The 23199-nt window shown below is 73.8% G+C and carries 18 protein-coding genes; 13 read left to right on the plus strand and 5 right to left on the minus strand.

Annotation, left to right across the window (positions count from 1 at the left end; genetic code table 11):
• Nucleotides 1-2: 2 nt before the first annotated feature.
• Together O7546_RS12660 and O7546_RS12665 are read left to right on the plus strand one after the other, a co-directional pair.
• A complete protein-coding gene (locus O7546_RS12660; protein ID WP_269696856.1) occupies nt 3-1226 on the plus strand; it encodes a dolichyl-phosphate beta-glucosyltransferase in 1224 nt (407 codons plus the stop codon).
• Between the two features lie 104 nt (nt 1227-1330).
• Nucleotides 1331-2062 carry a helix-turn-helix domain-containing protein gene (locus O7546_RS12665; RefSeq protein WP_281600951.1) on the plus strand — a complete coding sequence of 244 codons (732 nt, stop codon included), beginning with the start codon at nt 1331-1333 and terminating at the stop codon, nt 2060-2062.
• 64 nt (nt 2063-2126) lie between these two features.
• On the opposite strand, the gene O7546_RS12670 is transcribed toward O7546_RS12665, so the two are convergent.
• Nucleotides 2127-2528, minus strand: coding sequence for a VOC family protein (locus O7546_RS12670; protein WP_194801671.1), 402 nt, complete (start codon nt 2526-2528; stop codon nt 2127-2129).
• A 181-nt stretch (nt 2529-2709) separates the two neighbouring features.
• On the opposite strand from O7546_RS12670, the gene O7546_RS12675 reads away from it, so the two are divergent.
• From O7546_RS12675 to O7546_RS12690, 4 genes are all read left to right on the plus strand, one after another.
• Nucleotides 2710-2868 carry a hypothetical protein gene (locus O7546_RS12675; RefSeq protein WP_013286005.1) on the plus strand — a complete coding sequence of 53 codons (159 nt, stop codon included), beginning with the start codon at nt 2710-2712 and terminating at the stop codon, nt 2866-2868.
• Nucleotides 2865-4280, plus strand: coding sequence for a methyltransferase domain-containing protein (locus O7546_RS12680; RefSeq protein WP_281600952.1), 1416 nt, complete (start codon nt 2865-2867; stop codon nt 4278-4280). The genes O7546_RS12675 and O7546_RS12680 overlap by 4 nt, the downstream gene beginning before the upstream one ends.
• Nucleotides 4273-6318 (plus strand): sulfatase-like hydrolase/transferase, encoded by a 2046-nt coding sequence (locus O7546_RS12685; RefSeq protein ID WP_281600953.1) that lies wholly within the window; start codon nt 4273-4275, stop codon nt 6316-6318. The genes O7546_RS12680 and O7546_RS12685 overlap by 8 nt, the downstream gene beginning before the upstream one ends.
• Nucleotides 6319-6494: 176 nt before the next feature.
• Nucleotides 6495-7778, plus strand: a complete 1284-nt coding sequence (locus O7546_RS12690) for a citrate synthase (RefSeq protein ID WP_194801668.1) — start codon at nt 6495-6497, stop codon at nt 7776-7778.
• A gap of 178 nt (nt 7779-7956) precedes the next feature.
• On the opposite strand, the gene O7546_RS12695 is transcribed toward O7546_RS12690, so the two are convergent.
• Complete coding sequence (locus O7546_RS12695; RefSeq protein WP_269696858.1) at nt 7957-9354, minus strand: glycosyltransferase family 4 protein; 1398 nt, start codon at nt 9352-9354, stop codon at nt 7957-7959.
• A 320-nt stretch (nt 9355-9674) separates the two neighbouring features.
• Between O7546_RS12695 and glgX the strand changes: the two genes are divergently transcribed.
• Genes glgX through treZ form a run of 3 tightly spaced genes read left to right on the plus strand, consistent with a single transcriptional unit; the run spans nt 9675 to nt 15829 of the window.
• Nucleotides 9675-11795 (plus strand): glycogen debranching protein GlgX, encoded by a 2121-nt coding sequence (glgX, locus tag O7546_RS12700; protein WP_281600954.1) that lies wholly within the window; start codon nt 9675-9677, stop codon nt 11793-11795.
• A gap of 3 nt (nt 11796-11798) precedes the next feature.
• Entirely contained in the window at nt 11799-14099 is a 2301-nt protein-coding gene (gene treY / locus O7546_RS12705; protein WP_281600955.1) for a malto-oligosyltrehalose synthase, read from the plus strand.
• A complete protein-coding gene (gene treZ / locus O7546_RS12710) occupies nt 14096-15829 on the plus strand; it encodes a malto-oligosyltrehalose trehalohydrolase (protein ID WP_281600956.1) in 1734 nt (577 codons plus the stop codon). The genes treY and treZ overlap by 4 nt, the downstream gene beginning before the upstream one ends.
• 4 nt (nt 15830-15833) lie before the next feature.
• Here the strand turns inward: treZ and O7546_RS12715 are convergent, their stop codons facing one another.
• Nucleotides 15834-18662, minus strand: a complete 2829-nt coding sequence (locus O7546_RS12715) for an AfsR/SARP family transcriptional regulator (protein WP_281600957.1) — start codon at nt 18660-18662, stop codon at nt 15834-15836.
• A gap of 121 nt (nt 18663-18783) precedes the next feature.
• Nucleotides 18784-19398: a hemolysin gene (locus O7546_RS12720; protein WP_194801662.1), complete on the minus strand. Its 615-nt coding sequence runs from the start codon at nt 19396-19398 to the stop codon at nt 18784-18786.
• 235 nt (nt 19399-19633) lie between these two features.
• On the opposite strand from O7546_RS12720, the gene O7546_RS12725 reads away from it, so the two are divergent.
• The gene (locus O7546_RS12725; RefSeq protein ID WP_194801661.1) at nt 19634-20281 is read left to right on the plus strand and encodes a maleylpyruvate isomerase family mycothiol-dependent enzyme; all 648 of its coding nucleotides are present in this window, start codon (nt 19634-19636) and stop codon (nt 20279-20281) included.
• A gap of 30 nt (nt 20282-20311) precedes the next feature.
• Here the strand turns inward: O7546_RS12725 and map are convergent, their stop codons facing one another.
• Nucleotides 20312-21085, minus strand: coding sequence for a type I methionyl aminopeptidase (map, locus tag O7546_RS12730; RefSeq protein WP_281600958.1), 774 nt, complete (start codon nt 21083-21085; stop codon nt 20312-20314).
• 66 nt (nt 21086-21151) lie between these two features.
• Here map and O7546_RS12735 point away from each other — a divergent pair, with 66 nt between their 5' ends.
• The 3 genes from O7546_RS12735 (at nt 21152) to bla (ending at nt 23195) form a co-directional block, all read left to right on the plus strand.
• Nucleotides 21152-21442, plus strand: a complete 291-nt coding sequence (locus O7546_RS12735) for a helix-turn-helix transcriptional regulator (RefSeq protein WP_194801659.1) — start codon at nt 21152-21154, stop codon at nt 21440-21442.
• Nucleotides 21443-21490: 48 nt separating this feature from the next.
• A complete protein-coding gene (locus tag O7546_RS12740; RefSeq protein WP_269696863.1) occupies nt 21491-22099 on the plus strand; it encodes a DUF6518 family protein in 609 nt (202 codons plus the stop codon).
• Between the two features lie 157 nt (nt 22100-22256).
• On the plus strand, nt 22257-23195 hold the full coding sequence (gene bla / locus O7546_RS12745; RefSeq protein ID WP_281600959.1) for a class A beta-lactamase: 939 nt from the start codon (nt 22257-22259) through the stop codon (nt 23193-23195).
• Nucleotides 23196-23199 lie beyond the last annotated feature (4 nt).

Below are 23199 nucleotides of genomic sequence, written 5' to 3' on the forward strand. Positions count from 1 at the left end.
CGATGACTGACACGTACGCGCCCCGGGCCGCCGTGCAGGCCCGGCCCGCCGCAGACAGCGCGGTGCTCGACGTGGTGGTGCCGGTCTACAACGAGGAGGCCGACCTCGGGCCCTGCGTCCGGCGGCTGCACGCGCACCTGACCGCGCACTTCCCGTACCCGTTCCGGATCACGGTGGCCGACAACGCCAGCGTGGACGGCACCCCGGCGGTGGCCCGGGCACTCGCCGACGAGTTGCCCGAGGTGGGGGTGCTGCGCCTGGACGAGAAGGGCCGCGGGCGGGCGTTGCGGGCGGCGTGGTCGGCGTCGCCGGCGCCGGTGCTCGCGTACATGGACGTGGACCTGTCCACCGACCTGGCCGCGCTGCTGCCGCTTGTCGCGCCGCTCATCTCCGGGCACTCGGACCTGGCCATCGGCACCCGGCTGGCCCGCACCAGCCGGGTGGTCCGGGGCACCAAGCGGGAGGTCATCTCGCGCGGCTACAACCTGCTGCTGCGCGGTGCGCTGGCGGCGCGTTTCTCCGACGCCCAGTGCGGGTTCAAGGCGATCCGCGCCGACGTGGCCGCCGAACTGCTGCCGCTGGTGCGCGACACCGGCTGGTTCTTCGACACCGAGCTGCTGGTGCTGGCGCAGCGGGCCGGGCTGCGCATCCACGAGGTGCCGGTGGACTGGGTGGACGACCCGGACAGCCGGGTCGACATCGTCGCCACCGCGCTGGCCGACCTGCGCGGTATCGGGCGGCTGGGCCGGGCGCTGGTGACCGGGGCGCTGCCGCTGGCGCAGTTGCGCGCCCAGCTCGGCCGGGGGCCGTTGCCGGCACCGCCGGCGCAGGTGCCGATCGGGTTGCCGCGCCAGCTCGCCCGGTTCGCCGCGGTGGGCGTGGCGAGCACGCTCGCGTACCTGCTGTTGTTCCTGCTGGCCCGCGGCCCGCTCGGGGCGCAACCGGCGAACCTGCTGGCGCTGCTACTCACCGCGGTGGCCAACACGGCGGCCAACCGGCGGCTCACATTCGGGGTCAGCGGGCGCCGGCACGCCGGCCGGCACCACCTCCAGGGGCTGCTCGCGTTCGCGCTCGGTCTGGCCCTGACCAGCGGCTCCCTCGCCGTGTTGCACGCCACCACCACCCCGAACCGCGCCCTGGAGCTGACCGTCCTGGTCGCGGCCAACCTGGCCGCGACCGCCCTGCGCTTCCTCCTGCTCCGCCTGGCCATGCACCACCGCCCCTGACCCGGCCCCCGAACACCCCGTCGATCATGAGGTTGGCGGTGCGACACGCCGGGCGCCGGTGCCGTCAACTTCATGATCGACGGGGAGGGTGGCAGGGTTGTGGTGTGTACCGGGAGTGGGAGGCAGCGGGGGTTCCGGGCGCGGTTCTGTGGAGCAGCGTCTCCGGTGAGGGCGAGACGCGGGTGCTGCCGGACGGGTGCCTCGACCTGCTCTGGTCCAGCCGGTCCGGGCTGCTGGTGGCGGGTCCGGACCGCACCGCCCACCTGTCGCGGTCCGCGCCGGGGGACCGGTGGATCGGGCTGCGCCTGCCGCCGGGGACCGGCCCGGCCGTGTTCGGGGTACCGGCCGAGGAACTGCGGGACTGCCGCGTACCGCTGGCCGACCTGTGGGGCCGCGCCGCCGCCGAGGTGACCGAGCGGGTCGAGGCGGCGCTGGCCGCGCCGATCCGCGGCGACGCACCCGACGCCGTCAGCGCCGCCGATGCCCACGCCGCCTCGGTGCTCACCCGGGTCGCCCGGGACCGGCTGCGCGCGGCCGGCGGCCCCGACCCGGTCGGCGCGCGGGTCGCCGCCCGCCTGGCCGCCGGGGCCACCGTCGCCGCGACCGCCGCCGAGGTCGGCCTCGGCCCGCGCGCCCTGCACCGCCGCAGCCGGGTCCTCTTCGGGTACGGCCCGAAGACGCTGGCCCGCATCCTGCGGATGCGCCGCGCGCTGGACCTGGCCCGCGCCGGTGCGCCGCTCGCCGAGGTGGCGGTGCGCAGCGGGTACGCCGACCAGGCCCACCTGACCCGCGAGGTACGGGATCTGGCCGGGGTGCCGCCGACCCGGCTGCTCTGACCGGTCCGGAGCCGCCCGCAGGCGAGCTGACCGGTCCGGAAGCCGCGCGCGAGCCGGCCCGCGCCTACTCGGCCGCGGGCAGCGGGGCGAACAGATCCACGCCGTTGCCGTCGGGATCGTGCAGGACCGCGTACCGCTGGCCCCAGAAGGCGTCCCACGGCGGCATCTCGCCGTGGTGCCCGGCGCCGGTCAGCTCGGCGTACCAGCGGTCCACCTCGGCCGGGTCGGCGCACCGGAAGGCCAGGCTCATCCGGTTGTTGCCGCCGGACGGGTCGAACCCGGGATGGAAACTGCGGATCACCTCGACCGTGTCCCAGGCCAGCCGTACCCCGTTCGGCAGGGTGACCTCGACGTGCCCTTCCGTCTCGGCGCCGGGCGGGATCGGCAGCCCCAGCCGCCGGTAGAAGTCGAGCGTGCGGGCCATGTCGGTGACCACGGCCCCGACCAGATCGAACTGCGGTGTCATGCCGGCCACGGTAGGCGCGACCGGCCCGGCCCGTCTTGAACGGATCGGACGGGGGACGAGTGGCCGGTGTGGCCGCGCACCCGGACGTCGAGACGTTACGGTGGGGGACAAGTCCGGCGTGTAGCAATAAAGGTCGCATTCCGGGCGTGCTCCGATGGCCGGCGAGGGAAGGAAAGCAGCCGTGACGCATCTGGCCTACCTGGACGCGGGATCCGGCAGTCTCATCGTGCAGGCGGTGGTCGGCGGGGTGGCCGGGGTGGCGGTGGCCGCCAAGCTCTACTGGCGCCGTCTGGTGTCCCGGTTCCGGCGTCAGCCCTCCGACCAGGGTCCGGCGGCGTGACGATCCCCGACACCGGCGTACGCGTCGAGCCCGGCTCCTTCCGCGACCCCGGCAACCGGGTGTTCCACCGGGGCGAGGAGGTGCTGCGCGGACTCGACGAGCGGTCCGCCCGCGACTGGCGGGCGCTGGCCGTCACGGACTTCTTCCGGCAGGCCACCAGGGCCGGGCAGATCGTCGGCACCGAGGAGCTGACCCCGACCCCCGTCGACGCGCCCTGGACCACGGTGCTGCGGCACGAGCGGATCCCGTTCGTCTCGCACCCCTACGAGTGGTCGTACGCCATGCTGCGCGACGCGGCGCTGCTGCACCTGGACGTGCTGCGCGCCGCGCTGGAAGCCGGCTTCACCACCAAGGACGGCTCGGCGTACAACGTGCAGTGGCGCGGCGCCCGGCCGGTCTTCATCGACGTCGGCTCGTTCGAGGCGCTGCGCGACGGCGAACCCTGGGCCGGCTACCGGCAGTTCTGCCAGACGCTGCTCTATCCGCTGCTCATCCAGGCCCACCTCGGGCTGGACTTCCAGCCGTTCCTGCGCGCCCGCGTCGACGGCGTCGAGCCGGACCAGATGCGCCGGCTGTTCGGCGGCACCCGGCGCTGGCGGGCCGGCGTGCCCACCCACGTGCACCTGCACGGCGCCATGCAGGCCCGCAACTCCGCCGCGAGCACCACCGACGTCCGCGCCCAGTTGCGCGCCGCCGGATTCTCCCGCGAGCTGGCGCTGGCCACGGTACGCGGGCTGGCGAAGCTGGTCCGCCGCCTCGACCACCGGCCCGGCGACAGCCACTGGTCGGACTACCAGCGCACCTGCGCGTACTCGGTGCCGGACCGGCAGGCCAAGGAGGAGTTCGTCGACCGGGCGGTGGCCGCCGTCGGTGGCGGCTCGGCGCTGGACCTGGGCGCCAACGACGGCCGGTACGCCCGCATCGCTGCCCGGCACGCCGCGCACGTCGTCGCCGTCGAGCAGGACCCGGCGGTGGTCGACACGCTCTACCGCGCGCTGCGCGACGAGAGCGAGACACGGATCCTGCCGCTGGTGATGGACCTGGCCGACCCGTCCCCGGGTGGCGGCTGGCGCGGCGTCGAGCGGGCCGCGTTCGCCGACCGGGCCCGAGCGGACATCGTCCTGGCCCTGGCCGTGGTGCACCACCTCGCGATCGGGCGCAACGTGCCGCTGCCCGAGGTGCTCGACCAGCTCACCGCGCTCACCGCCACCGGCGGCAGCCTGGTGGTGGAGTTCGTCCACCCGGACGACCCGATGGCCCGCCGGCTCCTGGCGAACAAGCCCGACGGCCTGTTCCCGGACTACCGGCGCGACGCCTTCGAGGCGTTGCTCGCCCGCCGGGGCCGGGTGGTCGCCCGCACCGAGCTGCCGTCCGGCACCCGCACGCTCTACCAGGTGGTGGTGGGTGGCTGAGGAGACCCTCGCGCCACCCCGGGACCACGCCGCCGTCCCGGTCCGGCGGGAACGCCGGCAGTGGTGGCGGGCCGAGGCGGCCCGGCTGGCCGAGGTGGTGGCGCTGGTCGGGCTGGTGGTCACCCAGCCGCTGCTCGACGTGCTCGGCCGCAGCCCCGACTTCTTCCTGTTCCACCGCGCCTCCCGGGCCGACGTGCTGCTGCTTGTCGCCCTGATCGCGCTCACCCCGACAGTGCCGTTCGCACTGCTGGGCGCGCTCACGCTGCCCGCCGGACGCCTCACCCGGGCCGCCGTGCACACCGCGTTCGTGGGCCTGCTGCTCGCCGCGCTGGCGGTCCAGGTCGGCCGGCACCTGACACCGCTTCGGGGCGTACCCCTGCTCGTCGTCGCCGGTGTGGCCGGAGCCGCCGGCACGGCCGCCCACCGGCGGTGGCGGGCGCCCCGGCGGGTGCTGCGGGTCGCCGCCGCCGGGCCGCTGGTGTTCGTCGGGCTGTTCCTGTTCGCCTCGCCCGCCTCGGCGGTGGTGCTGCCGCGCGGCGAGGGCGGCGCGGCCGGTGTGGCCGGCGCGGGCGCGCACCCGCCGGTGGTCATGATCGTGCTGGACGAGCTGCCGCTGGTCTCCCTGCTCGGGCCGGACGGCCGCATCGACGCCGAGCGCTACCCGAACTTCGCGGCGCTGGCCGGCGGGTCGACGTGGTACCGCAACGCCACCGGCGTCAGCGGCTGGACGCCCTACGCGCTTCCCGCGATGCTCACCGGGCGCTACCCGGAGCGGGGGGTGGCACCGCACTACTCGCAGTACCCGGACAACCTGTTCACCGCACTCGGCGGCCTCTACCGCATCAAGGCCGAGGAGAGCATCACCCGGCTCTGCCCGCCGAGCCGCTGCGAACAGGCCACCACCCCGGAACAGGGGCTCGGCGTGCTGGTCCGGGAGAGCGGCAAGCTGCTCGGCCGGATCGCCGCGCCGATGGACAGCCGGATCGACCCGGAGGACTCCTACCGCGAGCGGACCGCCGCCGAGGCCGGGCTGGACGCCGCCGAGCCGGTGCCGGACGACCCGAAGTTCCGCTGGGACACCCTCGACGACAACCAGCCGGCCCGGTTCACCTCGTTCCTGGCCGGGCTGCGCCCCGACACCCGGCCCACGCTGCACTTCCTGCACCTGCTGATGCCCCACTCGCCGTGGGCGTACCTGCCGTCCGGGGCGCACTACGCGGCCCCGGAGGACCTGCCGAACGACGGCGCCGGCTGGGTCGACCTGGCCCGCGCCCGGCACCTGGCGCAGCTCGGCTACACCGACCGGCTGATCGGCGAGACGCTGCGGACGCTGCGCGCCACCGGCCTCTACGACAAGGCGCTGGTGGTGGTCACCGCCGACCACGGCGTCAGCTTCCGCCGCGACTGGCAGGGCCGGGGGATGGACGCCATCGACCACGCCGCGAACGAGGTGGCCTGGGTGCCGATGTTCGTCAAGGAACCCGGCCAGCGCGCCGGACGTGTGGACGACCGCAACTGGGAGCACGTCGACCTGCTGCCCACGATCGCCGACGAGACGCACATGCGGGTGCCCTGGCCGATGGACGGCCGGTCGGCGAAGGCCGCGCCGCGCGAGCGGGCCGACAAACGCTTCTACGACCGCCCCGGCCAGCCGGTCACCGTCACCGGCGGCGTGCCCGCCCCGCTCCCACCGCTCCCGGTCGACCGGCTCGTCGGCACCCGCGTCGGTGACGTGCCGGTCGGCGGGACCGCCACGGTGTCGAACCGGGACGCGTTCGACGCGGTCGACCCGGCCGGCGGCGGGCTGCCCGCGATGGTCTGGGGCACCGTGCCGGACGGCGTACCCGACGGTACCCGGCTCGCCGTGGCGGTCAACGGCACCGTCGGCGCGGTGGTGCCCGTGGTGCCGCCGGACGCCGGTGGGCGGCGGTTCGCCGCGCTGCTCGCCGACGACCGTCTGTTCGCCGCCGGCGCCAATCGCCTCGGCCTCTACCGGGTGGGCGACGACGGGACGCTGCGGCGGCTCACGCTGTCGTGACGGACCTCCCGAACATGCCCGTGGCCGCGCTCCCATCCGGTTTCCGGACCGGCTGGCCGGGAAACAGGTGACGCACACCTCACCCTCAAACCATGACGAGCGGTGTTCTCCGCGCCGTGATTACGGTAGAAGCGAAGGCAATTCAACGAAGATCTTGCCGGCGAAGCGAGGAACAGATGACGGAAGTCAAGCTCGACCACCCCGGTGGGCAGCTGTCGATGCCGGTGCAGTCCGCGGTTGAGGGCCCCGCCGGGATCGGGGTGAGCAAGCTGCTCAAGGAAACCGGGATGACCACGTACGACCCCGGTTTCGTGAACACCGCGTCCTGCTCGTCCGCCATCACCTACATCGACGGTGATGCCGGCATCCTGCGGTACCGGGGTTACCCGATCGACCAGCTGGCCGAGAAGTCCTCCTTCCTGGAGGTCTCCTACCTGCTGATCTACGGCGAGCTGCCGACCCAGACGCAGCTCACCGAGTTCAGCGAGCGGATCCGGCGGCACTCGCTGCTGCACGAGGAGATGCGCCGCTTCTTCGACGGCTTCCCCCGCGAAGCGCACCCGATGGCCGTGCTCTCCTCGGCCGTCAGCGCCATCTCGACCTTCTACCAGGACAGCCTGGACCCGTTCGACTCCGAGCACGTGGAGATGTCCACGGTGCGGCTGATGGCGAAGGTCCCCACCATCGCCTCGTACGCGTACAAGAAGTCGATCGGGCAGCCGCTGCTGTACCCGGACAACTCGCTGGGCTACGTCGAGAACTTTCTGCGGATGACGTTCGGCGTACCGGCCGAGCCGTACGAGGTCGACCCGGTCGTCGCCCGGGTGCTGGACATGCTGTTCATCCTGCACGCCGACCACGAGCAGAACTGCTCCACCTCGACCGTGCGGCTGGTCGGCTCCAGCAACGCCAACCTGTTCGCCTCGGTCTCGGCCGGCGTGAACGCGCTGTTCGGCCCGCTGCACGGCGGCGCCAACCAGGCCGTGCTGGAGATGCTCCAGAAGATCCAGGCCGACGGCGGCGACGTCCGCTCCTTCGTGCAGAAGGTGAAGGACAAGCAGGACGGCGTGAAGCTGATGGGCTTCGGGCACCGGGTCTACAAGAACTACGACCCGCGCGCCGCCATCGTGAAGAAGGCCGCCCAGGACGTGCTCGGCCGGATGGCCAAGCCGGACCCGCTGCTGGACCTCGCGGTGCAGCTCGAGGAGATCGCGCTCGCCGACGACTTCTTCGTGTCCCGGCGGCTCTACCCGAACGTGGACTTCTACACCGGCCTGATCTACAAGGCCATGGGCTTCCCGACGAAGATGTTCACTGTGCTGTTCGCGCTCGGCCGGCTGCCCGGCTGGATCGCGCAGTGGCGCGAGATGATCAACGACCCGGAGACCAAGATCGGTCGGCCGCGGCAGATCTACACCGGCGCCACCGAGCGGGACTACGTCCCCGCCGCCCAGCGCTGACGCAACCCCGGCGAAAGGCCGCCGCCCCCCACCCGGGGGCCGGCGGCCTTTCCCCTGTCCCGGCGCGCCGCCCTCGCTCCCGCCGATCTTGCACTCGATGCCCGGGTATTCCGGGCACTCCGGACCTCCTGCGGGCACCAAGTGCAAGATCGCGGGGGAGAGGGGCGGGGGAGAGGGGCTAGCGGAGGCCGGCGGCGGTGAGGAGGTTGCCCTCGGGGACGCGCGGGGTGGTGTGGCCGTGTGCCATGCGGTGCTGGGCGCGGGCGGCCGTGAAGGCCGGGTCGCCGGCGATGGCGGCGGCGTACGCGGCGGCCGTACGGGACGCGATCGCCGCCCAGCCGTACTGCTCGTGCACCATCGCGCGGGCCCGCCGGGCGAGCGCACGCGCCCGGTCCCGGTCGGACAGCAGCGTGTGCACCGCCTCGGCGAGGCCGTCCGGGTCGTGCGGGGCGAACGTCATCCCCGTGACGCCCGGTTCGACGATCTCGGCCAGCCCGCCGGTACGGGCCACGGCGAGCGGCGCGCCCGCGGCGGCCCCCTCCAGCGCCACCATGCCGAACGGCTCATAGATGCTCGGCACCGCGAAGCAGTCCGAGGCGGCCATCACGGCCGGCAGGTCGGTGCCGCCGAGGAACCCGGGCATGCTCACCGTGGCGCCGAGCCCGAGGCGGTGCACCTCGGCCTCCAGGTCCGCCTTGTACGGCCCGTCGCCGACGATCACCGCGCGCAGCCCGGGGTGCCGGTCGCGCAGCCGGGGCAGCCCGGCCAGCAGGTGCTGCACGCCCTTCTCGTACACCAGGCGGCCGGCGAACGTGACCAGCGGGCCGTCGGCGGCGAACCGGGCCCGGGCGGCGGCGACCGCCGACGCGGGCACCCGCCAGCGGTGCGGCTCGACGCCGTTGGGCACCACGTCGACCCGGGCGGCGTCCACACCGAACAGCGCGCCCACCTCGTCGCGCATGTAGCCGGAGCAGACGATCACCCGGCCGGACTCGCCGGCGAGCCAGTGTTCGACGCCGTGGATGGTGCGGTTCATCTCCTCGGGCAGCCAGCCCTGGTGCCGGCCCGCCTCGGTGGCGTGGATGGTGCTGACCAGCGGCACGTCCAGGTGCTCGCGCAGCGTCATCGCGGTGTGCGCGACGAGCCAGTCGTGGGCGTGGATCACGTCGTACGAGCCGGCGGAGGCGGCGCGCAGCGCGGCCCGGGTCAGTGTGTGGTTGAACGCCATCGTCCAGGCCAGCAGCGAGCCGGTGGCGAGGGGAAAGGTGACCGGGTCCTCGGCGGCGCGGACGACGCGCACGCCGTCGGCGTACTCCTCCAGGGGAGCGCCCTCGGCGTGGCGGGTGACGACTGTGACCTCGTGCCCGGCGGCGGCCAGGGCGACGGACAGCGCGTGCACGTGGCGGCCGAGCCCGCCGACGAGCACCGGCGGGTACTCCCACGACAGCATCAGGATGCGCCGGGTCCGGGGCGCGGACCCGGCCGGCGACGGGGGCGCCGGGCGGGAGGTGAGGGTGGGCCGGTGGAGCCGGTCCGTCGCGGTGGCGGGCTGAGCGCCGACCCGCAGAGTGGTCACGTGGATCTCCGTCCATGCATGGTGAGGCACGCCGGCATCGGTGGCGGCGACGAGCGGTGGTGGTGAGGGGTGGCCGAACGGCCGGGCGGGCCCGCGCGCGCGTGGGCCCGGATCCAGGAAAGTCCATCCGCCGCCGGTCCGCATCTCGAAAAGGGCGATCGTGACGGATGACACCCGAACGTCTATCCGTTCGCACGAGGGCGGATTCGGTTACGGTCCGAACGGGTGGATTGACGGCGGGTACGACTGGGCATCACCGGCGTGCGCATCGGCGGTTCCCCCTGTCCGGTGCGCTCACGATCATGGGCCGAAGGAGCGACATGCAGGTCTGGCCGGGCGAGAGCTACCCCCTCGGCGCCACGTACGACGGGATGGGCACCAACTTCGCGATCTTCTCCGAGGTGGCGGAGAAGATCGAGCTGTGCCTGTTCGACGAGTGGGACATCGGCACCGAGCGCCGGGCGGAGCTGCGCGAGGTCGACGCGTACGTCTGGCACGCCTACATCCCCGGCGTCGAGCCCGGCCAGCGCTACGGCTACCGGGTGCACGGGCCGTGGAACCCGGCCGAGGGGCTGCGCTGCAACCCGCACAAGCTGCTGCTCGACCCGTACGCGAAGGCGGTCGACGGGGAGGTCACCTGGCACCCGTCGGTCTACGACTACGAGGTCGGCGGCGACCCGGACCGGATGAACACCGAGGACTCGGCGCCGTACATGCCGAAGTCGGTGGTGGTGAACCCGTACTTCGACTGGGGCAACGACCGGCCGCCGCGCACCCCGTACCACCATTCGGTGATCTACGAGGCGCACGTGCGGGGCCTGACCATGCGCCACCCGGGCATCCCGGAGGAACTGCGCGGCACGTACGCGGCGATCGCCTCACCGGTGATGATCGAGCACTTCAAGCGCCTCGGCGTGACGGCGGTGGAGCTGATGCCGGTGCACGAGTTCGTGCACGACCACCGCCTGGCCGACCTGGGGCTGCGCAACTACTGGGGCTACAACACCATCGGGTTCTTCGCCCCGCACCACGGCTACTCCGCGCTGGGCCGCCTGGGCCAGCAGGTGCAGGAGTTCCGGGGCATGGTCAAGGCGCTGCACGCCGCCGGCATCGAGGTCATCCTCGACGTGGTCTACAACCACACCGCCGAGGGCAACCACCTCGGCCCGTCGCTGAGCTTCAAGGGCATCGACACCCCGAGCTACTACCGGCTCTCCGAGGACGACAGGCGCTACTTCGTCGACTACACCGGCACCGGCAACAGCCTCAACGTGCGCAGCCCGCACTCCCTGCAACTGATCATGGATTCGCTGCGCTACTGGGTGACCGAGATGCACGTCGACGGCTTCCGGTTCGACCTGGCCGCCACGCTGGCCCGCGAGTTCTACGAGGTGGACCGGCTGTCCACGTTCTTCGAGGTGGTGCAGCAGGATCCGGTGGTCGGCCGGGTCAAGCTCATCGCCGAACCGTGGGACGTCGGCCCCGGCGGCTACCAGGTCGGCAACTTCCCGCCGCAGTGGACCGAGTGGAACGGCAAGTACCGCGACACCGTCCGCGACTTCTGGCGCGGCGAGCCGGCCACGCTCGCCGAGTTCGCCTCCCGCATCTCCGGCTCCGCCGACCTCTACCAGGACGACGGCCGCCGCCCGTTCCACAGCATCAACTTCGTCACCTGCCACGACGGGTTCACGCTCACCGACCTGGTCTCCTACAACGACAAGCACAACGAGGCGAACGGCGAGGACAACCGGGACGGGGAGAGCCACAACCGGTCCTGGAACTGCGGCGTCGAGGGGGAGACCGACGATCCCGGTGTACGCGCGCTGCGCGCCCGGCAGCGGCGCAACTTCCTGGCCACGCTGATGCTGTCCCAGGGCGTGCCGATGCTCGGCCACGGCGACGAGCTGGGCCGCACCCAGCGCGGCAACAACAACGCCTACTGCCAGGACAGCGAGATCGCCTGGGTGGACTGGGACCGGGCCGACGACGAGCTGCTGGACTTCGTCCGCCGGCTCACCGAGTTCCGCAACCGGCATCAGGTGTTCCGCCGCCGCCGGTTCTTCACCGGCCTGCCGGTGGGCGGCCGGGCCGCCGGTTCCGGGCTGCCCGACCTGGCCTGGTACACCCCGGACGGCCGGGAGATGACCGGCGAGGACTGGGGCAACGACTTCGGCCGCTCGGTGGCCCTGTTCGTCAACGGCGACGGCATCGGCGAGCGCGGCCAGTACGGCCAGCGCCACCGGGACGACTCGTTCCTGCTGCTGTTCAACGCGCACGACGCGCCGCTGGACTTCACGCTGCCCGGCGAGGAGTTCGGCACCCGGTGGGAGCTGGTGATCAGCACCGCGGAACCCGATCCGGAGAAGACGATGCTCGTCGAGGCGGGCGGCACGGTCTGCGTGCCGGACCGCTCGCTGCTGGTCCTGGAGAGGACGGCCTGACCGATGCCCGCCACCCCCCGCTCGACGTACCGGGTCCAGGTGCGTCCCGGCTTCGACCTGGACGCCACGGCCGAGCTGGCGGGCTACCTCGCCGCGCTCGGCGTCACCCACCTCTACACCGCGCCCCTGCTCACCGCCACCCCCGGCTCCACGCACGGCTACGACGTCGTCGACCACCGCGAAGTCAACCCGCAGCTCGGCGGCGAGGCCGCCCGGGCGCGGCTGGTCCGGGCGTTGCGCGCGGCCGGGCTGGGTTTGGTCGTGGACATCGTGCCCAACCACGCCGGGGTGGCCCGGCCGGAGGCCAACCCGGCCTGGTGGGACGTGCTGCGGCGGGGACGCGAATCGGTGTACGCGCGCTGGTTCGACATCGACTGGGACCGCGGGCGGCTGCTGCTGCCGGTGCTCGCCGACACCGCCGACGCGCTCGACGACCTGAAGCTCGTCGACGGGGAACTCCGCTACCACGAGCACCGCTTCCCGGTCGCCGACGGCACCGGCGACGGCACGCCCCGCCAGGTGCACGACCGGCAGCACTACGAGCTGGTGAACTGGCGGCGCGGCGACGCCGAGCTGACGTACCGCCGGTTCTTCGCCGTGTCCGACCTGGCCGGCCTGCGGGTGGAGGACCCGGAGGTCTTCGACGCCACCCACGCGGAGATCCTGCGCTGGGTCGACGCCGGGGTGGTCGACGGCATCCGCGTCGACCACCCGGACGGGCTGCGCGACCCGGCCGGCTACCTGGCCCGGTTGCGCGCCGCCGCACCGGCGAGCTGGCTGGTGGTGGAGAAGATCCTGGAGTACGGCGAGGACCTGCCGGACTGGCCGGTCGACGGCACCACCGGCTACGACGCGCTGGCCGCCGTGTCCGGGCTGTTCGTCGACCCGGACGCCGAACCGGAGTTCACCACGCTCGACGGCCGGCTGACCGGGCGGCACACCTCCTGGCCGGACCTGACGCACGCCACCAAGCTGGAGGCCGCCACCCGGCTGCTCGCCGCCGAGCTGACCCGGCTGACCGCGCTCGTGCCGGAGCTGCCGGGCGAGCAGGTCCGCGCGGCCCTGGCCGAGTTGGCCGCCTGCTTCCCGGTCTACCGTGGCTATCCGCCCTCCGGCGCCCGGCACCTGGCCGCCGCCCGCAGCGAGGCGGGCCGCCGCCGCCCCGACCTGACCGGCGTACTCGACCAGGTCACCGCCCGGCTGCGCGACCCCGGCCACGAGCTGGCCGCCCGGTTCCCGCAGCTGACCGGCGCGGTGATGGCCAAGGGCGTGGAGGACACCGCGTACTACAGGTGGAGCCGGTTCGTCGCCCTCAACGAGGTCGGCGGCAGCCCGGCCCACTTCGGTGTGCCCCCGGCCGAGCTGCACCGGTTCGCCGCCAGCCGGCACGTGCGCTGGCCGGCGAGCATGACCGCGCTGTCCACCCACGACACCAAGCGCGGCGAGGACGTCCGCGCCCGCCTCGCGGTGCTGTCCGAGCTGCCCGGCCGCTGGGCCGAGCGGGTCGCCGACTGGATGTCGCGCGCGCCGCTGGCCGACCCCGCGCTGGCCCACCTGCTCTGGCAGACCGCCGTCGGGGCGTGGCCGATCGAACGGGAGAGACTGCACGGGTACGCCGGGAAGGCCGCCCGGGAGGCGTCGGTCACCACGAGCTGGGCCGATCCGGACCCGGCCTTCGAGCACGAGATGCACGCCCTGGTCGACCGGATGTACGACGACCCGGAACTGCACGCCCAGATCACCGCGTTCGCCGCCGAGATCACCCCGCCCGGCTGGTCGAACGCGCTGGGGCAGAAGCTGGTGCAGCTCGCCATGCCCGGCGTGCCCGACGTCTACCAGGGCACCGAGCTGTGGGAGAACTCGCTCGTCGACCCGGACAACAGGCGGCCTGTCGACTTCGCCGTACGCCGGGACCTGCTGGCCCGGCTCGACGCCGGCTGGCGGCCCGCGGTGGCCGCCGACGGCGCGGCCAAGCTGCTGGTGGTGTCCCGGACGCTGCGGCTGCGCCGCGACCGCCCGGACCTGTTCGGCGGCTACCGGCCGGTGCCGGCGCGCGGCCCGGCCGCCGCGCACGCGGTGGCCTTCGACCGTGGCGGCGCGGTCGCGGTGGCGACCCGGCTGCCGCTGCGGCTGGCCCGTTCCGGCGGCTGGCGGGACACGACCCTGTCACTTCCCGTTCACGAGTGCACCGACTTGTTCACCGGGCGGGTCTACAGTGGTTCTGAGCTGCTCCTTCATGATCTGCTGAGCACCTATCCCGTCGCCCTCCTCGCACCCACCGACTCTGTGGAGGCCGCCGCATGACCGAGTTCACGGTGTGGGCGCCCGAGGCCGCCCGGGTGCGGCTGCGCCTTTCCGGTGCGGCCGACCACGCGATGCGCCAGGGGCCGGACGGCTGGTGGCGGGTCGAGGTGCCCGACGCCGGGCCCGGCACCGACTACGCGTTCCTGCTCGACGACGACGAGCAGGCCCTGCCCGACCCCCGCTCGGCCTGGCAGCCGGCCGGGGTGCACGGGCCCAGCCGGCTCTACGACCACGCCGCGTTCGGCTGGACCGACTCCGCCTGGACCGGCCGGCAACTGCCCGGCAGCGTGCTGTACGAGCTGCACATCGGCACGTTCACCCTCCAGGGCACGTTCGACGCGGCGATCGCCAAGCTCGACCACCTCGTCGACCTCGGCGTGGACATGGTCGAGCTGCTGCCGGTCAACGCGTTCAACGGCGAGTGCAACTGGGGCTACGACGGTGTCTGCTGGTACGCCCCGCACGAGCCGTACGGCGGCCCGGACGGCCTGAAACGGTTCGTCGACGCCGCCCACGCCAAGGGCCTGGGGGTGATCCTCGACGTCGTCTACAACCATTTCGGGCCCTCCGGGGCCTACGCGCCGCGGTTCGCGCCGTACCTCACCGAGCAGAGCAACACCTGGGGCCGCACCGTCAACCTGGACGGCCCGCACTCCGACGGGGTACGCCGCTACATCGCCGACAGCGTGCTGGGCTGGCTGCGCGACTACCACGTCGACGGGCTGCGGCTGGACGCCGTGCACGCCATGCCCGACGGCCGGGCCGTGCACTGGCTGGAGGAGGTCGCCGCCGAGGTCGAGGCGCTGTCCACGCACCTCGGGCGGCCGCTGTCACTGGTCGCCGAGAGCGACCTCAACGACCCGCGCCTGATCACGCCCCGCGAGGCGGGCGGCTACGGCCTGCACGCCCAGTGGAACGACGACGCCCACCACGCGCTGCACACGCTGCTCACCGGCGAACGGCAGGGCTACTACGGCGACTTCGGCTCCCTGGAGTGCCTCACCGACGTGCTGACCGGCGGGTTCTTCCACGCCGGCACCTGGTCCAGCTTCCGGGGCCGCAGCCACGGCCGCCCGGTCGACAGGCAGCGCACACCCGGCCACCGCTTCGTGGCGTACCTGCAGAACCACGACCAGATCGGCAACCGGGCCACCGGCGACCGGATCTCCGCCACCCTGTCGTCCGGCCTGCTGCGCGTCGGCGCGACGCTGCTGATGACCGCGCCGTTCACGCCGATGCTGTTCATGGGGGAGGAGTGGGCGGCCTCCACGCCGTGGCAGTTCTTCACCAGCCACCCCGAGCCGGAACTCGCCGTGGCGGTCGCCACCGGCCGCAGACGCGAGTTCGCCGACCACGGCTGGGCCACCGAGGACGTGCCCGACCCGCAGGACCCGCAGACGTTCCTGCGGTCCCGGCTGGACTGGGCCGAGCTGGACAAGCCGGAACACCGCGAGACGTACGACCTCTACCGGCGGCTGATCGCGCTGCGCCGTTCCCGGGCCGACCTGTCCGACCCCCGGCTGGACCGGGTCGACGTCCGCCACGGCGACCGGTTCCTGGTGATGCGGCGCGGCGACACGCTCGTGGTGGCGAACCTGGCCGGCCGGGCGCAGCGGATCAACCTGCCCGGCGTGGTACGCCGGGTGCTGCTCGCCACCTCCGAGGGCGTCACCGTGATGCGCGACGGCATCGAGCTGCCGCCGGAGAGCGCGGCGATCGTGGCGCTCTGAGCGCTCACCGGTGAAGTTTGCGCCGTACCGCCTCGGCGTCGGCGTGACCGAGTTCCTCGTACAACGCGAGTGACCGCCGCCAGGCGTCCCGGGCCGCGTCCGGCCGCCCGGCCGCGGCCCACGTGTCGCCGAGGTGGTCCAGCACGATGCCCTCGGCATGCCGGTCGCCGATCTCGGCGAACAGGGCGAGGGCCTGGTGGAAACAGTCGACCGCCTGGCCGTACTCGCCGAGGTGGTGGTGGGCGAAGCCGATGCTGTCCCACGTGTTCGCCTGCCCGTACGCGCTCCCGGCCTGCTCGGACAGGGCGAGCGCGCGGCGGCAGAACGTGATCGCGTCGTGGTGCTCGCCGAGCTGCGAGTGGTACCAGCCGATCGCGTTGAGCGCGACCGCCTGCTTGAGCGGGCTCCCGACCCGTTCGTAGAGGGCGAGGCTCCGCCGGGCGTGCGGCAGGGCCTCGCGGGGTTGCCGCTGCCGGTCGTGGAGCATGCTGAGGTCGAAGTGGGTGTGCGCCCGTCCCTCGTCGTCGCCCAGGGCGGCGAACAGGTCCAGCGCGGCGAGCAGGTTGCGCTGCGCCTCGGCGTACCGGCCCAGGTTGGAGCAGGCCCCGGCGAGGAGCCGGTGCGCCTGCGCCTGCGCCGGGCGGTCACCCGAGCGTCCGGTCGCCTCGACCGCCCGGCGGGCCACAGTGGCCCAGTCGTGCCAGTGGCCCTGCCTGTCGAAGTACGTGGCCAGGGTCCACGAGAGCTGCCCGGCCGCGGCGTCGAGGCCGTTGCCGGCCGCGTACTCGATGGTCGCCATGAGCACGTGGTGCTCGCGGGTGAACCAGGCCAGCGCCGCCGCCAGGTCGTCGAGCCGTTCGACGGTCACCCCCGGCGCGGCGGGGGCCAGGGTCAGCGGGTCGCGCTGCGGTGACAGCAGCAGCGCGGCCGCGTGTGCCGTGTGCAGGTGGTGGTCGACCAGCCGGCACAGCGCGGGCCGGGGACCGGCGCGGTCACCTGTCGCCCGCTCGACCGCGAAACTCCGGACCAGGTCGTGCATGCGGTACCGGCCCGCGACGTGCTCCTGCACGAGATGCGCGTCGACCAGCTCGCGCAGCGACGGGCGCAGCTCGTCCGGCGTACGGGCGGTCAGGCTTGCCACCGCGTCCCGGCTGATGTCCGGGCCGGGGGCGAGGCCGAGCAGCGTGAACACGTCCGCCGCGGCCGGCGTGAGTGCCGCGAGCGAGCGGGACAGCACCACGCGCAGGTTCGTCGTCGGCTCGTCGCCGGCCAGCGCGTCCAGCGGGTGGACCGCCGTGGTCAGCTCCGCCGCGACCGACGACAGCGGGAGGTCTGGGTGAAGCGCCGCACGGGCCGCCACGATCCCGAGCGCCAGCGGCAGACCCCCGCAGAAGCGCAGGATGTCCGCGACGGCGTCCGGGTGTCCCGCCACCCGTGCGGCACCCACCTGCCGGACGATCAGCTCGTGGGCCTCGTCGTCGGGCAGCACGTCCAGCGGCAGCGGTCGCGCGCCGTGGGTGGTGACGAGGCCGGCCAGCTGCCGGCGGCTGGTCACCAGGACGGCGCTCGTGGGCGTGCCGGGCAGCAGCGGGACCACGGTGGCGGCGTCGCGGGCGTCGTCGAGGACGATCAGCAGCCGGCGGCCGGCGACGAGCGTCCGGTACAGCGACGCCTGGGCCTCCGGATCGGCCGGGACGCGTGCCGGTTCGACGCCGAGCGCCTCGAGGAAGCCGCGCACCGCCACCGGCCAACCGACCGGCTCCCCGGTCGGGTCGAAGCCGCGCAGGTTGACGTAGAGCTGCCCGTCGGGGAAGCGGCCGGCGTTGGCGTGCGCCCAGCGCAGCGCCAGCCAGGTCTTGCCGACGCCCCCGCCGCCGCCGATGGACGAGATCACCACCGGCGATCCGGCGCCGTCCGGGTGGCCCGCGTCGGCGAGTTGTTCGTCGAGGCGCGCGAGCTGGGCGGTACGGCCGGCGAAGACCCCTGGTGACGCGGGTAGCTGCCGGGGCGCGGTGCCCGCATCCCGTGCCGTGCCGGGCGACCGGTCGGTGGCCGGCGTGCCCGGTTCCCCGTCTGCCGGGAGGTCCGGCGGCGCGATCGCCGCGTCGGCGGTGAGGATCTGCTGATAGAGCTGTGCCAGCGGCGGGCTGGGGTCGGCGCCGATCTCGGCGGCCAGCCTCCGGCGCAGCCGGTGGAAGTGCTCCAGCGCGTCGGCCTGCCGCCCGCACCGGTAGAGCGCGAGCATCGCCTGCGCCGCCAGGCGCTCGTCCCACGGGTACCGGCCGCTCAGATCCAGGACGTCGGGGAGGAGACGGGCATGTGTGCCCCGGCGCAGCGCGATGTCGTTGCGGTCCAGTGCGGCCGCGAGTCGCTGCCGGTCGAGGGTCTGCCGGTAGGCCGCCAGCCACGGCGTGGCCAGCCCGTCGAACGCCTCGCCGCGCCAAAGTCCGAGCGCCCGCTCCAGAGCGCTGATCGCCGTCGCGTCGTCCTCGGCGCGCCGGGCCTGCTCGGTCAGCGCGCGGAAGCGGTGCAGGTCGACGCGGTCCGGGTCGACGGCGAGCAGGTAGCCGGGATGACGCCGGACGATGCGGACGTCGTCCGTGCCGGCCAGCGCGTGCCGCAGCCGCGACAGGTAGCCACGCAGGGTTGCGGTGGCCCCGTCCGGCACCTCGTCGCCCCAGACCCGGCTGATGAGCTGTCCGGTCGCGACGACCCGGTTGGGCTCGACCAGCAGGGCGGCGAGGACGCACTGCTGACGGGCGTGACCGACCCGGACCGCCCGGCCGTCGACCCGGACGTCCAGGTCGCCGAGCACCCGGAACTCCACCGCCACGGACTGTCACGCTAGCCCCGGGTGGTGCTGGCCGGACCGGGCGTGACGACGATCCGACAGGTGGCGGCGCGACGGTCCGCGCTCCCGGTCTCCCGGTGCGCGGACCGCCGTGCCGGCGGGATCACGGGCAGTTGAGCGGGAGATCCAGTGTGGGCCGGGGATCGTCGATCACCGCGTCCGGGCCGCAGTCACCCTCGTCCCAGCCGGGGCCGCCGACCAGGGTGTCCACGCCCTTGTCGCCGAAGAGGTAGTCGTCGTTGCTGCCGCCGTCCACGCGGTCGTTGCCGTCCAGCGCGCTGGGCCCGATGAAGCGGTCCCCGTGGATGGTGTCGGCGCCACCGTCGCCGTGGAGGTTGTCGTTGCCCAGGTCGCCCCAGATGTCGTCGCCGTGAAAGCCGCCGTAGACGATGTCGTCGCCGGTGTTGGCCTTGATGTCGTCGTTGCCGGCGAGGCCGCAGATGATGTCGTCGTAGACGCTTCCGACGATGACCTCGCGAGCGGGCGTGCCGATGATGAACTCCCGGTTGTTGCTGCTGGTGCTGACGTAGACCCCGACGGCGTCCATCCTGGTGTATCCGGCCGGCACCGGAAACCCGGAGTAGGGGCCGCAGTCGGGGGGGACGATGTAGGCCGCCGACGCCGGGGTGGCGCCGCCGGCCAGGCCCGCGGCGGCCAGGACGAGCGCCCCGGCCACCGAGGCGGCGGTACGGGCGGTGGAGAGGTACCGGTGTGACATGACGCTTCTCCCTTGCGGTTGATGTGTACGAGAAGCGTCACCGGCGAGCGTTCAGCGGACGTGCAGCAAACGTGCAGCCCGCCCGCCTCAGCGTCGATCTTGGAGTTGTGGCGCCTCGAAGGTCGCACATGTCCGGTTCGCGAACCACCACAACTCCAAGATCGGCGGAGCGGGGAGCGGTGAGTTCGCCGAGGGGGCGCGGTCCTACCTCTGACGGCCCGACTCTGGAGGTTTCATGTCCGACACGCTGACCCGCCGCGAGCTGTGGGCGCTCGCGCACGCCGAGCGCGCCGCCCTGGCCGACGACCTCGCCGATCTCGACCCGGCGCACTGGGCCCGGCCCTCGCTGTGCGGCAGGTGGACGGTGCAGGAGACGCTCGCGCACATGACGGCGGCGGCGAGCGTCGGCCGCGTCCGGTGGCTCGCCAGCGTGCTCGGCGCCCGGTTCGACTTCGACCTGCACAACGACCGCCGGCTGGCCGAGCACCGCGGCGCCGGCCCGGGGGAGACGCTGGACCGGTTCCGCCGGATCATCGGCAGCACCACGTCGACGTTCGGGCCGACCGAGGCGTGGCTCGGTGAGGTGGTCGTGCACGCCCAGGACATCCGGCGTCCGCTCGGCCTGACGCGGACGCCGTCGGTCGAGGCCGTCACGCCGGTCGCCCGGTTCTACGCCGGGCGGGACTTCACGGTGGCCGGGCGCAGCGCGATCGAGGGCCTGCGGGTGGAGGCCACCGACGGGCCGTTCACCGCCGGCGCCGGCCCGCTGGTCAGCGGCACCACTGTCGCGCTGATGATGGCGATGGCCGGGCGGGCCGCGTACTGCGACGACCTCACCGGCCCCGGCGTGCAGACGCTGCGGGAGCGGTGCGCGCCCGCCTGACCGAGGCCGATGACCCGGGGGCGGGCCCGGTCACGACCGCGGCAGCGTCAGGATCTCCGCGCCGCCGTCGGTGATGGCGATGGTGTGCTCGCTGTGCGCGGTGCGGCAGCCGGTCGCGCTGCGCAGCGTCCACCCGTCGGCGTCGGTGACCAGCGTGGCGGTGTCCGCCATGATCCACGGCTCCAGCGCCAGCAGCAGCCCGGGCCGCAGTGTGTAGCCGCGACCGGGCCGCCCGGTGTTCGACACGTGCGGGTCCTGGTGCATCGTCGACCCGACGCCGTGGCCGCCGAACTCGGTGTTGACCGTGTAACCGGCTCCGGCGAGGACCGAGCCGATGGCGTACGAGAGGTCGCCGACGCGGGCGCCGGGGCGGGCCGCGGCGATCCCGGCCTGCAACGCCCGTTCGGTCGCTTCGATGAGCGCGACGCTCTCCGCGGGCCGGGTGTCACCGACGACGAAACTGATCGCGGAGTCGGCCACCACCCCGCCCAGGGAGACGGCCAGGTCGAGGCTCAGCAGGTCGCCGTCGGCGAGCGTGTAGTCGTGCGGCAGCCCGTGCAGCACCGCGTCGTTGACCGAGGTGCAGATGTAGTGGCCGAACGGGCCGCGCCCGAACGACGGCTCGTAGTCGACGTAGCAGGACTGCGCCCCGGCCTCGGCGATCATGCGCTGGGCCTGCCTGTCGATGTCGAGCAGGTTGGTGCCGACGGTGGTGCTGCCGCGCAACGTCTGCAGGATGTGGGCGACCAGGGCGCCGGTGTCCCGCGCCCGCCGGACGTCGGTGCGGCTCAGGATCTCGATCATGCAGGCGCCTTCCTCGCAGAACCAATAAGTATCCCGGCCATGTTATCCCGGTATTAGAATCCTGGCATGGTCCGGTTGCCCCTCACCCCCGCCGAGGTCGAGCGCGGGCAACGCCTCGGCGCGCTTCTGCGCCGCGCCCGGGGTGAGCGTTCGATGCTGCTCACCGCGCTCGACGCCGGAGTCTCCCCGGAGACCCTCCGGAAGATCGAGTCCGGCCGCGTCGCCACGCCGGCGTTCCCCACCATCGCCGCCATCGCCGACGTCCTCGGCCTCTCCCTCGACGAGGTGTGGGCCGAGATCAACCGCTCCGACACCGCGGTGCGTCTCGCGCCGTCGGAGCAGCGCCTGGCCTCGTAGCGCGCCCTGTCGGCGAGGAGAACATACCGAGTATGTAAGCTCCGTCGCATGCCGCCCTCGCGTCGCGCCGTCGCGCTTGTCGTACCCGTCGCCGGTTTCCTGCTCGGTTTCCTGGACTTCGTCTGGATCAAGTGGGTGCCGTTCCCCTTCGCCGAACTCGGCAACTCCACCGCCACCTGGGCGGTGGCCGCGTTCGCGCTCGGCTGGTGGATCCGGGCGGGCGCGGTGCGCGCCGCCGTGGCCGCCGGCGTCCTGCTGATCGTCGCGGTGCCCAGCTACTACCTGGCGGCGACGCTGCTCCAGGGCGACGACATCGCCGTGATCTGGGCGCTCACCTCGTTCGTCTGGATGGCGTTCGGCGTGGTGGCGGGCGTGGTGTTCGGCGTCGCCGGAATCTGGGCGCGGACGCAGGGATGGCGGCGCGTCGTCGGGGTCGCGCTGCCGGTGGCCGTGTTCGTCGAGGAGGCGCTGCGGTTCGCGCTGAAGTCACGGTCCGGTTATCCCGGAGCGTGGTGGAACGTGGCGATCGACCTCGCACTCGCCGCGCTGCTCGTGGTGCTGATCGGCCGGTCCGCCCGGGTGCGGCTGCTGGCCGCCGCGGTGGCGCTGCCGCTGGCCGCGGCGGGCGCGGTCACGTTCGCCGCCGTCGCGGGCTGACCTGTCCCGTCGGCCGGCGGGCCATCGCCGGCCGAGGACACGGGCCGACCAGGGCAGCGGGCCACCGCGCCGGCCGAGGCGGCGAGCGGCCGGCCCGACCGGGGTCGGCGACAATGACCCGAGTAAGGCGTGGTCCGGACGACGGGGGAGGAAACGGATGATCCGACGACAGGTGCTCGCGGCGGCGATGCTCACGGCGACGGCTCTGGTGGCCGGCTGCACGAAGGACCGGCCCGAAGCCGCACCGCCCACCAGCGCCCCGGCCGCATCCACCGCCACGGCCACGCCGAGCGCCACACCGAGCGCCGAGCCGGTGCCCGCGCCGGCCGAGCTGGCGGCACTGGAGCGGCGCTTCGGCGCCCGGATCGGCGTCTTCGCCCTCGACACCGGCACCGGCCGTACCCTCGCGCACCGGGCCGACGAGCGGTTCGCGTACGCCTCGACCTGCAAGGCCCTCGCCGCCGGCGCGATGCTGGCCGCCACGTCCGACGCCGACCGGGACCGGGTCGTCCGCTACCGGCGCGCCGACCTGGTGGCGCACTCCCCGGTGACCGAACGGCACGTGGAGACCGGCATGACGCTGCGGGACGCGGCCGAGGCAGCGGTGCGGTACAGCGACAACACCGCCGGCAACCTGCTGTTCGACGCGCTCGGCGGCCCGGCCGGCTTCGCACGGGCACTCCGGGACGTGGGCGACCAGGTCACCCGGCCCGCCCGCACCGAGCCGGAACTCAACGCGGCCACGCCCGGCGACGAGCGCGACACCAGCACGCCCCGCGCGCTGGCCGGCTCGCTGCGGGCGTACACGCTGGGGGAGACCCTGCCGCCCGCGGACCGCGACCTGCTGCTGGGCTGGATGCGGGCCAGCACCACCGGCAGCGGGCTGGTCCGGGCCGGCGTGCCGGCCGGCTGGCAGGTGGCGGACAAGTCCGGCACCGGCGGGTACGGCACCCGCAACGACATCGCCGTGGTGTGGCCGCCGGACCGGGCGCCGATCGTGCTGGCGGTCATGACCAGTCACGACAGCCGCGACGCGAAGCCCGACGACACCCTGGTCGACCAGGCCGCGCGGGCGACAGTGACCGCGTTGCGCTGACCGG

The organism is Micromonospora sp. WMMA1976, from assembly GCF_027497335.1.
GTDB classification, from domain to species: domain Bacteria; phylum Actinomycetota; class Actinomycetes; order Mycobacteriales; family Micromonosporaceae; genus Micromonospora; species Micromonospora aurantiaca.